We start from the raw sequence: 14438 nt of genomic DNA, 5'->3' as shown, positions 1-14438 counted from the left end.
TAGTTTGTTCCACTTCTCGATTGAGGTGCTGATTCAATAGCCGGGAAATCCGGTTCAGGGCCCCCAGCAAGACACCGGCACAGTCGCCAGCGGTCACGAAAAGCCCCGACACCTCACACCAGACGCTTCTGTACCCAACGCCGATATTGCCGGGTGCGCCAGAGCACCGCGAGCTGCTGCAAGATCAGCGCGCGCAATGGCGACACCGTCGGGTCGGGCTGCTTGTCGCGGCTGAGTTTACTCAGCTGGAACTTGACCACCGCCATGTTGGCCAGGGCCGCGAAGGCTTTGTTCTTCCAGGTGATCGGCGGCAGTTGAGGGGCGCTGTCCTTGCCCTGGCGCCAATCACGAGGCAGGCCCGGGTCGATGGCCAGCGCCGTCCCGATGCCCACCATGTCCACCCCACTGGCCACGACACTCTCAGCCACCGGGCGTCGGCGCACACCGCCGGTGACCATCACGGGCATCCTGGCGACGGTCTGGATGTCGCGGGCAAACTCGACGAAATAGGCCTCACGCGCCAGGGTACGCCCATCGCGCGCATCACCCTGCATGGCGGGGGCTTCGTAACTGCCGCCCGACAGCTCCACCAGGTCCACCCCCAGATCGTTGAGCCACTCGACGACCTTCCTGGCGTCGTCGGCCGTGAACCCTCCGCGCTGGAAGTCAGCAGAATTCAGTTTGACCGCCACCGCAAATTCCGCGGACACCACCGTCCGGACGGCCTTGACGATGTCGAGCAACAGGCGCGCGCGGTTTTCCAGGGAGCCGCCCCACTCGTCCGTCCTCTGGTTGGTCAGCGGTGAAAGGAACTGGCTCAACAAGTAACCATGGGCAGCGTGGATCTGCACCCCGGTGAAACCGGCCTGCTCGCCAAGGCGCGCGCTGCGGGTAAAGCGCTGGATGACCTCTTCAATCACCGCCGGGGTCATGGCGTGAGGCGTTGAGAAAAGCTTGGACATGGAGCCCAGGTCCAGCGGCACAGCAGATGGTGCCCAGGCCTTTTGCCCGAGATTGGCCTGCATCTGGCGACCTGGGTGGTTGATCTGCAACCAGAATTGCGCACCGCCGGATCGACCCACACGTGCCCAGCGCTTGAACTTGTCCAGTTGCTGGTCATCCTGCAACACCACGCCCCCCGGACCGGTCATGGCACGACCGTCGACCATGACGTTGCCGGTGATGATCAGGCCGGCTCCGCCATCGGCCCACGCCTGATAAAGCCGCATCAGGGCTTCGGAGGGCGCCTGGTCGGCGTCTGCCATGTTCTCTTCCATGGCGGCTTTGGCGATTCGGTTCTGGATGGTCGAGCCGTTGGGAAGGATCAGGCGGTCGAACAAACTCATGGGGCAGTCCTCAGCGGGGGGAGGCAGCCACCTTAAGATTGAAGTCAACTTTAAGGTCAACAGATTTTTTTCAGCTTCAAACCCTGCGTGCTTTTTTCCCCTTGGACGTCACCCCGTCCTGACGGGCTGGGGCTGCCCTCGCCCCTTCTTCACGCAGGCGGTGCAACAACAATTGCGCGTTGTCGGCACACGCCACGCCCTCGGGCTTGCCCTCGATGCCCTTGATGACCAGCAGCAGCTGGGCCTTGTTCTGGGCCAGTCGCTGCTGCAGGATTTCGATTTCCTCGACCTTTTGCCTGAGCCCGCCAAGCAGCTCTTCCTCCTGCCAGCCGTTGGCGTCCACCGGCATCAATTGCCGGATCTGCTCCAATGAAAACCCTGCCGCTTGTGCCCCCGTGATGATCTGCAGGATCCACTCGGTCTCAGGCGCATAGTCACGATAACCGTTGGCCTTGCGCTCGACCGACCGGATCAGACCGCTCGCCTCGTAGAAGCGGATGCGCGAGGGCGCCAACCCGCTGATTTTCGCCAGTTCACCAATCCTCATCGCCGCTCCAGAACACCCATTGACCTTGAAGTTGACTTTAACCCTGCAGGCATCGGGCAGCCAAGTAACTCACGGTTTCGGCGACGGCCGCTGCAACCCTGCAAGGGAGCGAAACCGGAAACTTTATTTTTGATATCGACTACCGCAATATATGGAAATATATAGCGCTTGAGCCGCGCCTTTCATGCCAAGGGAATGAACGATGAATGCTGTCTCCAACAACAAAGAAGCGGTCGGTGAGCGCTATCAGCTTGAAACGATGCGCCATGCACAGCAGATGACCTGGAAGGCCATCGATCAGATCGCCCGCGCCATCACCCCCGGCATGCGCGAATCCGAGGCGCAGGCACAAGGCAAGACGATCCTGGCGCAAATGGGCATGGACCGGATCTGGCACCCCTTGCTGGTGCGCTTCGGCGCCAACACGCTCAAGACGTTCAAACAGCGCTCCGAGGGCGATCCCGAGCTGGGAACCGACGATATTTTCTTCATCGACATGGGCGTCGTCTGGCAAGGCCATGAGGGTGACGCCGGGGCGACCTTCACCACGGGCTCCGACCCGCAGATGATTGCCTGTGCCGCAGCCGCCAAGACACTGTTCGACCAGGTCGAGGGCTTCTGGCGCAGTGAACAGGTATCCGGGGTGGCGCTTTACGACTTCGCAGCCGCCCAGGCGAAAGCCATGGGCTGGACGCTCAACCTCGACATCAAGGGCCACCGGGTCAGCGACTTCCCCCATGCGATTCATCGCGGCGGCGACCTCGGGAACCTGGCGCAATACCCCAATACCGGCCTGTGGATCCTGGAAATCCAATTGGCCCATCCTGAGCGCCCGTTTGGTGCGTTTTATGAGGACTTGTTGATCTGAGCGAACCCGATGCTCGAAGAATGCCCGTGTGAACAGCAGCCACGGGCTTCAGCCGACCGGTTCATCCATCGCTTCCGAACGCGCAACCCTCACTGGGCCATCCATCCGAGGGGCGACCCGATTCAAGGTCAGCTCTGCGCATAAACCGCCTCCAGGCTTGTTGTAGAGCCTTAAGTCGCAACCAATCTTGTTGGCGATCATCTCTACAATCGACAGCCCCAACCCGGCGCCCTTCGCATTGCCCCGGCTGTAGAAGCGCTCGAACAGTCGGCCCATTTCCTCTTCATCGATCCCCGGCCCCTGGTCTTCCACGCTCAGGCAATGGGCGCTGATCACCACCTTCACTTCGCTGCCGGGCGGGGAAAAGTTGAGTGCATTGGTCACCAGGTTCTGAAGTGCAATGGCCAACGCCACGGGTTCGCTCTCTACCCAGCATTCCTCATTGCCTTCCAGCACCAGCTCCACGTCTTTTTCCATGGCCAGCGGCGTCAGTTCGGCCAGTTCTTCGCGCACCAGTTCGGTCAGTTGCACACGGCTGCGCTTGGGGTTTTTCAGTTGTGGCTCGATGCGGGCCATGGTCAGTAGTTGGCTGCCGATGCGCGTGGCGCGATCTACACCGTTTACCAGGAAGTCCAGCGCCTCGTACCGCTGTTCAGGCGTGTCGGCGTTCTGGGCGTTCTGGGCATGGATGCGCAGGATCGCCAGGGGCGTGCGCAATTCATGGGCGGCATCGGCGATGAAGCGACGTTCGCGTTCGAGCAACTCGTCCACCTGCACCAGCAACCGGTTGAGCGCGGTCTGCATGGGTTCCAGGTCGCTGGGAAGTGGCTTCAGATGAAGCGGCTGCAAGGTTTCAGCCGTGCGCCCACGAATGGAGCGGGCCATGGCGCGCAGAGGCTTGAGCCCCCAGCCGATGACCAGCCAGATCAGCACGGTCAGCAGCGGCACGCCAATCAGGGTGGGCCAGAGGGTGTGGCGCACGATGCGCTGGATCAGGTCCTGGCGGATGTCATCGCGCTCGCCCACCCAGATCAGCAGGCCCTGTTGCGGGTCGGCCAGGAGGAAGGCGCACCAGTCGTTGCCATTGAGCAGCAGATCGTGGGAGCCGAGGGTCGTCGGGGGTGCCGCGAGCGCAGGGGCCTGCGCGGAACGCACCAGCAACTCACCTTCGCTGCTCCAGACCTGGAAGGTCAACCGGGTTTCATAAGGATGGGCCACGCCGTCCTCGCCCACGCGGCTCATGGCCTGGTCGAAGGCCTGGTACAAGCGGTCCCAATCCGCTTCGCCAGGGTCGCGCTGGCGCAGCACGCCTTGCAGCAGGCGCGCGCTTTGGGCCAGTTGGGCGTCATAGACCTCCTCGATTTCGTGGTGGCTGTCGCGCAGCACCAGCCAACTGATCAAGGCGTCTCCGAGCAGGATCAGCACCAGCACCGGAACGAGGATGCGCGCTCGTACGGAATTCATGGTTTGAGCGCCAGCACATAGCCAACACCGCGCACGGTGCGGATCAGTTCGGTGGACAGCTTTCTACGCAGGTTGTGGATCAACACTTCCAGCGTGTTGCTCTCCACCCGTTCCTGCCAGCCGTACAGCGCGCGGGACAAGCGCTCGCGGGTCACCACTTTGCCGGGGCGCACCATCAATTGGTGCAACAACTGGTACTCCATGGGGGTGACGATGATGTCGGCGTCCTGGTAGCGCACCTGCTGGGTGGCCGGATCGAGGCTGACGCCGGCGTGTTCGAGCATCGGTTGCGCGCGGCCCTAGCTGCGGCGCAACAGGGCTCGGACGCGGGCCTTGAGTTCCTCCACGTCGAAAGGTTTGACCAGGTAGTCGTCGGCACCGGCGTCGAGGCCGGCGATGCGCTCGGCGGTGCCGTCGCGAGCGGTGAGAATCAGCACCGGCAAGTCATGCTGTCCGGCGCGCAGTTGTTGCAGCAGGTCAATCCCGTCGAGCCGTGGCAGGCCGAGGTCGAGCAACAGCAAATCGAAGCTTTCGCTGCGCAAGGCGTGCAAGGCCGCGGCGCCATCCTGCAACCAGTCCAGGGTGTAGCCTTCGGCAGCCAAAGCCACGCGAATCCCTTGGCCGAGGGCACGGTCATCTTCGACAAGCAGTAGGCGCATGGCAAAAGTCTCTGGAGGAATCGGCGGCATCATGCCGGGTTCTGATCGGGGTTATTTCGGCAAAGATGTTACGGCTCGTTGCAAACTAAGATTGTCCTAAGGTTGGTTTTGCATTGTGAAATCTCCCACATCTGCTGAGAGCTTTTCCATGCGCAAAATTCTCCTGCTGTCCCTGATCATCGCCAGCCCTCTGGCCTTCGCCGGCCCGCAATGCACCACCGCCGAGCGCTCGCAATGGCAAGACGAAAAAGCCTTCCAGGACAAACTCAAGGCTGACGGCTACACCATCAGCAAATTCAAGGTCACTGACGGCAACTGCTACGAGATCTACGGTTTCGACAAGGACAAGCGCAAGGTCGAAATCTACCACGACCCGGTCACCGGCAAGGCGGTGAAGACGGAGATCAAAGGCTGATGCCCGGCGAATCCCTGCGCTTGTGGGACCCCTTGGTGAGGCTGTTCCATGCCTCCATTGCCGGGGTCTTTGTCGCCAACTACTTCTTCAACGAAGCCGGCGACGATTGGCATGTCTGGCTGGGCTACTACGCCATGGCCTGGCTGCTGGTACGAACCGTGTGGGGATTTGTCGGACCGCGCAGTGCACGTTGGGCGGACTTCTGGCCTACCCCCAGAAGGCTCAATGCCCACGTGCGCTCGTTGCTCAACGGTCGCCCGCAACATCGCCTGGGCCACTCGCCCATTGGCGCGCTGGTGATGCTGTCGATGTTGCTGGCGTTGCTGCTGATCGGCGTCAGCGGTTTCCTGATGCAGGAAGTCGACGCCTTGTGGGGCGCCGATTGGCCGCTCCAGGTCCATGAAACGGCCGCCAATGGGCTGCTGGCCCTGGTGTGTATCCACGTGCTGGCGGCGCTGTTTGAAAGTGTCCTGGTGCGGGACAACCTGCCGTTATCCATGCTCACCGGTCGCAGGAAGCGCCTGCCGGATGAACGTGGGCAGTAATTTCTCTTGCCACGGGTTCCCTATGCGCTCCACCTTATTGATTGGCCTCTTGCTGGGAGTGTTCTTCGCGGCCTGGCAAAGCCATCCGCCCCATGTGTTGGCGCCGTTTGCCCAGGTCGCTTCGAACACCGCAAACGTCGATGCACCGACGCAGTACAGCAGCCGATTCGTGTCCACCCAGCTCACGGATTTCGTGCATTCCTCATCGGTCACGGCCCTGCCCGGCGGCGACCTGATGGCCGTGTGGTTCGCCGGTTCGCGCGAAGGCGCCGCCGATGTGCAGGTGCGCACCGCCCGCTTTGATGCGCGCAGCGGCGAATGGGGCGCCGAACAGGTACTGGCCACGCGGGAAAGCACCCGCGATGGCACCCAACGTCACATCCGCAAGCTCGGCAACCCGGTGATCGCCCTGGCGCCGGATAATCGCCTGTGGATGTTCTACGTATCGGTCTCGGTAGGCGGCTGGGCCACCAGCGCGATCAACGTGATGGTCTCTGATGACCTTGGTGCCAGCTGGACAGCGCCCCGGCAATTGGTGACGTCGCCGTTCTTCAACATCAGCACCCTGGTCCGCGCCGCCCCGGTGTTCCACGCCGACGGCTCCATCGGCCTGCCGGTGTACCACGAGTTCACGGGCAAGTTTGCCGAGTACCTGTACCTGAGCGCGGACGGCGCCGTGATCGACAAATTCCGCATCAGCCGTGGCAAGAACGCCCTGCAACCGACCATCGTGCCGCTGGACGGCCAGCGCGCCGTGGCGATGTTGCGCTATGCCGGCGACACCCATCACCGCGTGCTGGCCAGCCGCACCGCGGACGCCGGGCAAACCTGGAGCCCGCCGTACCCACTGGAGCCCGCCAACCCCAATTCGTCGCTGGCGGCGGTGGGCACCGCGGACGACGGTTTGCTGGTGGCCCTGAACGACCTGCAGGACGGCCGCTTCAAGCTCAGCCTCTACAGCACCGACGCCCAGCTCAGTCAGTGGCGCACCGTGGTGGAACTGGATCAGTCGCCCGACCCGCTCGGTCAGCCGTTTTCCCCCGAAGCCTATAAAGCAATCATTGGCGAAGGCTTTCGCGCCTCCAGCGGTGCGAAACGGTTACCGCTGGCGCAACGCTTCCTCAGCAACCTCGACTACCGCGTATGCAAGCCCCAAGGCTGCGATTTCGAATACGAGTACCCGTACTTCAGCCGCAGCCCGGACGGCATGTATCACCTGGTGTACTCGTGGAATAACACGTTCATCAAACATGTCAGCTTCAACGAAGCCTGGCTGGCGGAGCGTCTGTGATGGTTTCTCTGTGGCAGGCCCACTTGAGTTTCGTGCTGCTGGGGTTCGTGCTTTTGAGCACGCTCCGGTTCACCGCACCCTGGCGGCCATGGCTGTTGCCAATGCTGGCGGCGGTGAGTTTTGTGCAGGTCAATGAGCTGCCGTTGGCGGCGTACGTGCGCAGTTTTACCGATGACTTGGCCATCAGCACGCTGGTGCTGCTGGCGTGGGTCGTGCTCAACCGCCTGGGCGTGGTGCCGCCGCTCGCTCGACGGCACCAGGTGCAAATGTGGCTGCTGTTCGGTCTGTTGAGCCTGGTGCTCTACCCCGCCACGCTGGGCCTGACCTATTTCGAGCCCTACCGCTGGGGCTTCAACCCTCGACCGATGATCGTGCTGGTGGCAGCGGCGACGCTGCTGATGCTGTGGCTGAGGCATGCGTTGGCGGTGGGGATGCTGGCGATCGGCACGTTGGCGTTCGCCTTGCGGCTCAAGGCCTCGGAAAACTATTGGGATTATCTGATGGACCCATTGCTGGCCGGCTACTGCCTGATCGCCGGTGCAGGGTTGTTGATCGGCATCGCCTGGCGTCCCCTTTTGAAATGGCACAGAGGTCAATGATGAGCGCGTTGCAATCACGCCGCTTGCGCTACGGCGTGGGCGCGATCGGGCTGGTATTTGCGTTGCTGGTGGCGCTGCGGCTGGTGTTCCTGCTGGGCTTTTCAGGTCTGGACTTGACCACCCCGGCGCTGCTGGAAACCCTGGGCATCGGCCTGCGCTTCGACCTGCGCCTGGCCGTGCTGCTCCTGCTGCCGCTGGCTGTGCTGGCGTGGCTACCGCGCTGGAACCTCAGCACCCTCCCGGCCCTGCGCTGGCTGGCGCGCGCGTATCTGGCTGTGGCCTTGGCGATGATCGGCCTGGTGTACATCATCGACTTCGGTCATTACGCCTACCTGGGCGTGCGCATCAATGCGACGGTACTGCGTTACCTGCAAGACGCGCAGATTTCACAACAGATGGTGTGGGAAACCTACCCGGTGCTATGGATCACCGCCGGCTGGCTGGCAGCGGTGGTGGCGTGGGTGTGGGCGTTGGTCCGCCTGGAGCGCTTGACCTTGGACCGCACGCCCACCTCCCACAACCGGTGGGCGCTGGCATCCGTCTCAGTGATGGGCGTGATCGCCGTGTTGCTGGCCCTGCTCGGCCGCGTCGCCAACCTCAACCTGGAAAACCCGGTGCCCCTGCGCTGGAGCGATGCATTCTTTTCCGGCAACAGCCAAGTGGCCGCCGTGGGGCTGAACCCGGTGCTGTTTCTGTACGACACCCTGAAAACTGGCCAATCGCAGTTCGATGAAGCCCTGGTGCGCCAGTATTATCCGCAAATCGCCAAGTACCTGGGGGTGGATCGGCCGGATGCCCGGCAGTTGGACTTCAAGCGCCATCAAGGCGTACAGCCCTATCGGCTGGCCGGCGAGCGCCCGCCGAACGTGATCTTTGTGATGCTCGAATCCCTCGGCACCAGCGCCGTCGGTGCCTACGGCAACCCACTCAATCCCACGCCGAACCTGGACAAACTCGCCACGCAGAGCTGGTTCTTCAAGCATTTCTACGTGCCGGTCACGGGCACCGCCAAGACCGTCTGGGCCAGCATCACGGGCGTACCCGACGTCACCCGCCAGGAAACGGCCACGCGCAACCCGCTGATCACCCGGCAGCACACACTGATCAACGCGTTCGAAGGCTATCGGAAGTTCTACATGATCGGCGGCAACGCCGGTTGGGCCAATATCAATGCATTGATCCGCCAGAGCATCGACGATGTGCAGCTGTTTGAAGAGAGCGACTGGCGATCGCCACGGGTGGATGTGTGGGGCATTTCCGACCTGGACCTGTTCAAGGAGAGTGACGAACGGCTGCGCGCCGTCCCCAAGGACCAGCCGTTCTTCGCTTACCTGCAAACCTCCGGCAACCATCGCCCCTTCACCATCCCCAAGCACAACGACGGCTTCCAGGTGAGTGATGTGACGCTGGAACAAGCCCAGGCCGCCGGTTCGCGCAGCGTCGAGCAATACAACGCGGTGCGCCTGCTGGACTACAACATCGGCCGTCTGATGGAGATCGCCAAGGCCGGCGGCTACTACGACAACAGCATCTTTGTGTTCTTTGGCGACCACAACACACGCATCAGCCAGATCCCGCACATGGCGCCCGCCTTCGAACAGCTGGGTCTGGAAAGCAACAACGTACCGTTGCTGATCCACGCCCCAGGCCTCGCGCCCCGCGTGATCGAAGAGGCCGTCGGCCTGGCCGACCTGTTGCCCACCGTGGCGGGCCTGGCAGGCATCCCCTTCACCAACGGCGCCATGGGCCGGGACATCCAGCAGCCCGCCCCCGAAGGCGAACGCGTGGTGCCGCTGGTGTTGCGCGAAGGCACCTTCCCGATCATCGGCGGCGTGACCCAACACTTCCTGCTGCAGATGCAACACGACGGCAGCTCACCTACCCTGCATGACCTGGCCTCGCCAACGCCCTGAGAAGACGTGGCCGCGCAACACCCTGAAGAGTTCCTGCGCTTGCAGGAACTGACGCGCGGCCTTCACGAAAGTGCGCGTCTGATGCTGCATCGCAACGTTCGTTAGCCGTGGCCAATAAGCGGTGATCTGAAGAACAGCGCGACCTCCGCCTTCGAGGTCGCGCGCAGCGTCAGCGAAAATCAGCACGTTTTCGATAGCAGTCCAGAAGCCAAGCCCACCCCTGTCGTCTCGCGAACGGGACAGACGTCTTCGTGCCTTAAAAAATATTCCCTTTAAAAACAATTAGCTAATGGAAATTTCAATGTATTTCCAAAAATTAGCTTGCGCGCTAAATTTCAATGCGATAATTTTCACTCAACTTCTTAGCGCGCAAACATTTAAGGCGCTAAAACCTAACCAGCACCGTCCGCATCTACTCTCAGGAGAAAGACCATGAAAGCACTCTACACCGCTGTAGCAACCGCCACTGGTGGCCGTGATGGCCGCGCTGTTTCGAACGACGGCATCCTCGACGTGAAGCTGACTACCCCCAAGGAACTTGGCGGCGCCGGCGGTGCGGCGACCAACCCTGAGCAACTGTTCGCCGCCGGTTACTCGGCCTGCTTCATCGGCGCGCTGAAATTCGTCGCCAGCCAGGGCAAGCGCAAGATCCCGGACGACGCCTCGATCACCGCCCACGTCGGCATCGGCCAGATCCCCGGCGGTTTCGGCCTCGACATCGACCTGCACATCAGCCTGCCGGGCCTTGATCAAGCCGATGCCCAGGCGCTGGTCGACGCGGCCCACCAGGTCTGCCCGTACTCCAACGCCACCCGCGGTAATGTCGATGTGCGCCTGCACGTCTCGGTCTGACGTCACGGGCCTTCCCGAACGTGCACACCGCCACAACAGGCAACCACCCGCTTCTTCTTTTTAAAGGTAATGACTCATGAAAAAGCTTCTTTCTGGCCTGGCCCTCGCCACCGCTTTCGCAGCTGCCGGTCTTGCAAACGCGGCCGACGTCAAACCCACTGTCGTGCTAGTGCATGGCGCTTTCGCCGACTCTTCGAGCTGGAACGGCGTGGTGAAAATTCTGGAAAAGGACGGCTATCCGGTCATTGCGGCGGCGAACCCTTTGCGGGGCGTCAGCAGTGATGCCCAGGCCGTGGCGAGCATCGTCAAGAACATCAAGACGCCGGTGGTCCTGGTCGGCCACTCCTACGGCGGCTCGGTGATCAGTGAGGCGGCGTACGGCAACCCCAACGTGAAGGGCCTGGTGTACGTGGCAGCGTTCACGCCCGAGACGGGCGAGACGGCGGCGCAACTGTCTGGACGGTTCCCGGGCGGTACCCTGGCTTCGGCCTTGGCGGCCCCGATGGACCTGGCCGACGGCGGCAAGGATCTGTACATCCAGCAGGACAAGTTCCACGACCAGTTCGCCGCCGATGTACCTGAGGCCGAAGCACGCCTGATGGCTGCCGGTCAGCGTCCGGTCACCGTCGCCGCGCTCAACGAAGCCGCGACCGACCCGGCCTGGAAAACCATTCCATCCTGGTTCGTGTACGGCGACAAGGACAAGAACATCCCGCCTCAAGCCATGGCGTTCATGGCAGAGCGTGCCCATTCCAAACAGACCGTCGTGGTGAAAGGCGCCTCACACGTGGTGATGGTTTCCAACCCGAAGGTGGTGGCCAACCTGATCGAGAAAGCGGCGCAATAACACGCCCTCTGGCAACCGGGGACCGCTGGCAACAGGCAGCGGTCCTTGCTCATCTGCTGCAAGCTGCAACGGCCCGGCAGGCATTCCATCGGCACTGCACACGTCTAATCCTTGATGGCTCATGGCTATCTGTCGATAATCACGCCTCTTTAAAAAAGCACATAAGGATTTGCTGTGAAGAAGCTCTACCTGGCTCTACCGTTCTGCGCCCTGCTGCTTCAAGGCTGCGGTGTGACCATGACCCGCTACGAACCCAACTTCCAGAACGTTCAACAGCTCAAGCAACAGGAGCCCGTGCAGCCCGTGCGTGAAGCCCAGGTCGATGCCGATTCCGGCCAAGGGTCGCTGATGGTGCGCATGAACCCGATCTCTTCGCCTGCCGGTAGCGTTCCGCTGCACATCCAGGCAGCGATCAACGACGAACTGCGCCAGGCGGGTCTGCTGGACCCTCGCGCTGACCGTCAGTTGCAAGTCCGGTTGATCAAGAACCAGCTCACGGCCGGCATGGGCAGCGGTCATGGCGAGTTGTCCGCACGCTTCACGCTGCGCAAGGGCGATCAGGTTCTCTACGAAGCCACCAAGGACGTGCAGCGCGAATGGGACAGCAGTTTCTTCGGCCCGATCGCCATCCCGGCGGCCGCGAACAACTACAACCCGATGGTGCAGGACTTGCTCAAAAACTTGTACAGCGACCCGCAGTTCACTCAAGCGTTGAAGTAAGCAAAAAAAAGAGCCGCAATCGCGGCTCTTTTTTTCAGCGGTGTCAGCCCCGTGGAATGCGGGTGTCGACAGCGGAGTATTTCGTGCGGTTGTTGTCGACCCAGTTCTTCAACAGCGCATTGACCTGGCGGTTGAAGGTGTCAGTGACGGCTGCCTTGGGGGTATTGCCTGCCAGCGGCAGGAACCAGATGCCCATCCAGGTGTTGATCGCGTCATGGTTGTTGGCTTTGCCCAGTGGCTGGCCACGCTCATCCACGGTTTCCAGGCTCATGGTGTACTGGTCCGTTGCCAGTGCAGGAATAATCCCGAGCGAGAAACCACTGATGAACGCCAAGACCAACTGACCGCCGCCCGGCGCGTGGTTGTAGACCTTCAGGCGCAGGCTGTAGTCACCGGGTTGTTTCTGGAATTCGTCGAAAACCACACGGCCAAACAGCCCCGATTCATCGATGGTGCGTTTCAGCTCGGGCTTGAGCATGTCCCGGGCCTGCGGCACTTCGGTGGCCTTGGCACTGTCAGGTTCGCCCTGATAGAAATCGAAGTCGACATAGACGTTCGGCTTGTTCGAATAACCGGCCATCGAAGGCAGGTTCACTGGGGCGACTTCATCCTTGGTGAAGCTGGCGCAGCCAGTGAGGCTCAAGGCCAGGACAAGACCCATGGCTTTTGCAAATTGCATATCAACTTCCTTGCGTAATGTTCTAGTTGCCGCTCACGAAGAGGGGTGCGGATTCTAGCGGGATCCACCCGAAATCAAAAGGCCACCACTTGGATGGCCTCAATGCCTACATGCAATCGTGCAAACAAGCGGTCACAGATCCAGGGAGCCTCTGATCAAGGCGTTGAGCACCCCCTCGACATCGGCGTCCTGCTCGTTCAACAGGCACAGCGGAATGCCTTGCAGGGCGGCTTGCGAGCCAGCCAGCCCCACCCCCGTCAGGGCCAGTGGGCAAGCGATGTCCATCTGTAACGAACGCAGGCGCGTGGCCAGGAGGGGGTTGACAGGCGCCTGCAACGCAATCACCAGCGCCGCCGGCTGGATGGCCGCGCACACCAGGGCAAGCTCTTGCAAGGGGTGCCCGCAACCGAGCACGTCGATGCGTTGCTGCTTGCCGCCCAGCAGCACGGCGGCGCACAACAACTGCAGTTCGGCATGCCCTTCGGTGCCGGCCAGCAGTACGTGCGGCGCATCCGCCTGATCCCTCTGCAGGCGCAGCATCAGGCGATTGCGCAGGAACGTGTCGAGAAACAGCCATTGGCTGCACGCCCCCAACGCACTGCCCGCCGCCAGGTCTTGCCAGACCGGCATCAACACCTTGCGCAGTACCACAGCCTTGGGCAATAGCGTGAACAACCGGTGATAGAGGTCTTCCAGCGCCCGGGCATCGAAGGCCTTGGTGGCGTGCACGACGGCGGCACGCCAATCGTCAAGCGCGTTATCCTCGGGCGGGACCACCTCGTGCTGGCCTTCGAGCAGTTCGCCGACCTTGCTGATGGGCAGGCCACCGGCCGTCCAGCGCAGGATGTCGCGTATGCGCTGTACATCCTCGACCGTGTACAACCGATGACCACCGTCGGTGCGTTGCGGGCGGATCAACCCATGGCGTCGTTCCCAGGCACGCAATGTCACCGGATTGATGCCGGTCAGGCTGACCACGTCACGCATGGGCAGCAAATCGGGTGGGGTGGCTTCAGTCATACGAGGGGTTTATCCGAAAGGTGGCACATTCTAAACCCATACAGTCTTTCTGCGGCGAGCATCCGTAGGTCATCATGTGGCAAACCGCACCGACGCTTCGCACAGGTGCGCTACGCAGACCGCTGCATTATTTCGTGGGTGGGCCCAATGATCGACGCAAAGCTGCTGCAATTGATGGTCGAAAACTCCAACGATGGCATCGTCGTCGCCGAGCAGGAGGGCAACGACAGCATCCTCATCTATACCAACCCGGCCTTCGAACGCCTCACCGGCTATAGCGCCGACGACATCCTCTACCAGGACTGCCGCTTTCTCCAGCGCCAGGATCATGATCAGGCGGGCATCGCCGCTATCCGCGAGGCGATCAGCCAGGGCCGGCCCTGCCGTCAGGTCCTGCGCAACTATCGCAAGGACGGCAGTCTGTTCTGGAATGAATTGTCCATCACGCCCGTGCACAACGAGGCGGACCAGTTGACGTACTACATCGGCATCCAACGCGACGTTACGGCGCAGATTGCCGCCGAGGAACAGGTTCGCGCGCTGGAAGCAGACGTCGCGGAACTGCGTCGGCAACTCGCCGAGATCAATCGTTGAAACAAAAAACTGTACAAGAGGATTGACTTGTACAGATTTAACCGTACGCTTCAGCCATACCTGTACAACATTTCTTTTT

The 14438-nt window shown here is 61.8% G+C and carries 14 protein-coding genes and 2 pseudogenes; 10 read left to right on the top strand and 6 right to left on the bottom strand.

The features are described from left to right. Window positions 1-113 precede the first annotated feature (113 nt). The gene (locus V5F23_RS10750) at window positions 114-1346 is read right to left on the bottom strand and encodes an NADH:flavin oxidoreductase/NADH oxidase family protein (protein WP_338498352.1); all 1233 of its coding nucleotides are present in this window, start codon (window positions 1344-1346) and stop codon (window positions 114-116) included. Window positions 1347-1422: 76 nt separating this feature from the next. Further along, entirely contained in the window at window positions 1423-1893 is a 471-nt protein-coding gene (locus V5F23_RS10745; protein ID WP_042728491.1) for a MerR family transcriptional regulator, read from the bottom strand. A 202-nt stretch (window positions 1894-2095) separates the two neighbouring features. Between V5F23_RS10745 and V5F23_RS10740 the strand changes: the two genes are divergently transcribed. Next, a complete protein-coding gene (locus V5F23_RS10740) occupies window positions 2096-2761 on the top strand; it encodes a M24 family metallopeptidase (protein WP_042728490.1) in 666 nt (221 codons plus the stop codon). A gap of 48 nt (window positions 2762-2809) precedes the next feature. On the opposite strand, the gene V5F23_RS10735 is transcribed toward V5F23_RS10740, so the two are convergent. Together V5F23_RS10735 and V5F23_RS10730 are read right to left on the bottom strand one after the other, a co-directional pair. Next, complete coding sequence (locus V5F23_RS10735) at window positions 2810-4225, bottom strand: ATP-binding protein (RefSeq protein ID WP_042728489.1); 1416 nt, start codon at window positions 4223-4225, stop codon at window positions 2810-2812. After that, window positions 4222-4884 (bottom strand): annotated as a pseudogene (locus V5F23_RS10730) (response regulator). Before V5F23_RS10730 ends, V5F23_RS10735 begins: the two are co-directional and overlap by 4 nt. 148 nt (window positions 4885-5032) lie before the next feature. Here V5F23_RS10730 and V5F23_RS10725 point away from each other — a divergent pair. The 8 genes and pseudogenes from V5F23_RS10725 (at window position 5033) to V5F23_RS10690 (ending at window position 12066) form a co-directional block, all read left to right on the top strand. Next, on the top strand, window positions 5033-5299 hold the full coding sequence (locus V5F23_RS10725) for a PepSY domain-containing protein (RefSeq protein WP_042728488.1): 267 nt from the start codon (window positions 5033-5035) through the stop codon (window positions 5297-5299). Then, window positions 5299-5844, top strand: a complete 546-nt coding sequence (locus V5F23_RS10720) for a cytochrome b/b6 domain-containing protein (RefSeq protein WP_042728487.1) — start codon at window positions 5299-5301, stop codon at window positions 5842-5844. Before V5F23_RS10725 ends, V5F23_RS10720 begins: the two co-directional genes overlap by 1 nt. Before the next feature lie 22 nt (window positions 5845-5866). After that, window positions 5867-7135, top strand: a complete 1269-nt coding sequence (locus V5F23_RS10715) for a sialidase family protein (RefSeq protein WP_338498347.1) — start codon at window positions 5867-5869, stop codon at window positions 7133-7135. Continuing rightward, window positions 7135-7734, top strand: coding sequence for a hypothetical protein (locus V5F23_RS10710; RefSeq protein ID WP_338498345.1), 600 nt, complete (start codon window positions 7135-7137; stop codon window positions 7732-7734). Before V5F23_RS10715 ends, V5F23_RS10710 begins: the two co-directional genes overlap by 1 nt. Further along, a pseudogene (locus tag V5F23_RS10705) lies at window positions 7734-9752 on the top strand (sulfatase-like hydrolase/transferase). Before V5F23_RS10710 ends, V5F23_RS10705 begins: the two are co-directional and overlap by 1 nt. A 327-nt stretch (window positions 9753-10079) precedes the next feature. Next, a complete protein-coding gene (locus V5F23_RS10700) occupies window positions 10080-10499 on the top strand; it encodes an organic hydroperoxide resistance protein (protein WP_042728483.1) in 420 nt (139 codons plus the stop codon). A 76-nt stretch (window positions 10500-10575) separates the two neighbouring features. Then, window positions 10576-11346, top strand: a complete 771-nt coding sequence (locus V5F23_RS10695) for an alpha/beta hydrolase (RefSeq protein WP_042728482.1) — start codon at window positions 10576-10578, stop codon at window positions 11344-11346. A 174-nt stretch (window positions 11347-11520) separates the two neighbouring features. Beyond that, on the top strand, window positions 11521-12066 hold the full coding sequence (locus tag V5F23_RS10690) for a hypothetical protein (protein ID WP_042728481.1): 546 nt from the start codon (window positions 11521-11523) through the stop codon (window positions 12064-12066). A 43-nt stretch (window positions 12067-12109) separates the two neighbouring features. On the opposite strand, the gene V5F23_RS10685 is transcribed toward V5F23_RS10690, so the two are convergent. Both V5F23_RS10685 and V5F23_RS10680 read right to left on the bottom strand, forming a co-directional pair. Then, window positions 12110-12745, bottom strand: coding sequence for a hypothetical protein (locus V5F23_RS10685; protein ID WP_338498344.1), 636 nt, complete (start codon window positions 12743-12745; stop codon window positions 12110-12112). Between the two features lie 132 nt (window positions 12746-12877). After that, a complete protein-coding gene (locus V5F23_RS10680; protein ID WP_338498342.1) occupies window positions 12878-13765 on the bottom strand; it encodes a MerR family transcriptional regulator in 888 nt (295 codons plus the stop codon). Between the two features lie 147 nt (window positions 13766-13912). Here V5F23_RS10680 and V5F23_RS10675 point away from each other — a divergent pair, with 147 nt between their 5' ends. Then, entirely contained in the window at window positions 13913-14359 is a 447-nt protein-coding gene (locus V5F23_RS10675; RefSeq protein ID WP_042728478.1) for a PAS domain S-box protein, read from the top strand. Window positions 14360-14438 lie beyond the last annotated feature (79 nt).

Source organism: Pseudomonas sp. WP18 (assembly GCF_036689585.1).
GTDB classification, from domain to species: domain Bacteria; phylum Pseudomonadota; class Gammaproteobacteria; order Pseudomonadales; family Pseudomonadaceae; genus Aquipseudomonas; species Aquipseudomonas chlororaphis_E.
The sequence above is the reverse complement of the archived record's forward strand: the minus strand, read 5'-3'. Positions and strand labels throughout refer to the sequence as shown.

Coding starts and splice junctions, on each gene's coding strand:
- V5F23_RS10735 (WP_042728489.1), bottom strand. CDS start 4,225: ATGAATTCCGTACGAGCGCGCATCCTCGTTCCGGTGCTGGTGCTGATC.
- V5F23_RS10680 (WP_338498342.1), bottom strand. CDS start 13,765: ATGACTGAAGCCACCCCACCCGATTTGCTGCCCATGCGTGACGTGGTC.
- V5F23_RS10695 (WP_042728482.1), top strand. CDS start 10,576: ATGAAAAAGCTTCTTTCTGGCCTGGCCCTCGCCACCGCTTTCGCAGCT.
- V5F23_RS10740 (WP_042728490.1), top strand. CDS start 2,096: ATGAATGCTGTCTCCAACAACAAAGAAGCGGTCGGTGAGCGCTATCAG.
- V5F23_RS10700 (WP_042728483.1), top strand. CDS start 10,080: ATGAAAGCACTCTACACCGCTGTAGCAACCGCCACTGGTGGCCGTGAT.
- V5F23_RS10720 (WP_042728487.1), top strand. CDS start 5,299: ATGCCCGGCGAATCCCTGCGCTTGTGGGACCCCTTGGTGAGGCTGTTC.
- V5F23_RS10685 (WP_338498344.1), bottom strand. CDS start 12,745: ATGCAATTTGCAAAAGCCATGGGTCTTGTCCTGGCCTTGAGCCTCACT.
- V5F23_RS10750 (WP_338498352.1), bottom strand. CDS start 1,346: ATGAGTTTGTTCGACCGCCTGATCCTTCCCAACGGCTCGACCATCCAG.
- V5F23_RS10715 (WP_338498347.1), top strand. CDS start 5,867: ATGCGCTCCACCTTATTGATTGGCCTCTTGCTGGGAGTGTTCTTCGCG.
- V5F23_RS10725 (WP_042728488.1), top strand. CDS start 5,033: ATGCGCAAAATTCTCCTGCTGTCCCTGATCATCGCCAGCCCTCTGGCC.
- V5F23_RS10745 (WP_042728491.1), bottom strand. CDS start 1,893: ATGAGGATTGGTGAACTGGCGAAAATCAGCGGGTTGGCGCCCTCGCGC.
- V5F23_RS10710 (WP_338498345.1), top strand. CDS start 7,135: ATGGTTTCTCTGTGGCAGGCCCACTTGAGTTTCGTGCTGCTGGGGTTC.
- V5F23_RS10675 (WP_042728478.1), top strand. CDS start 13,913: ATGATCGACGCAAAGCTGCTGCAATTGATGGTCGAAAACTCCAACGAT.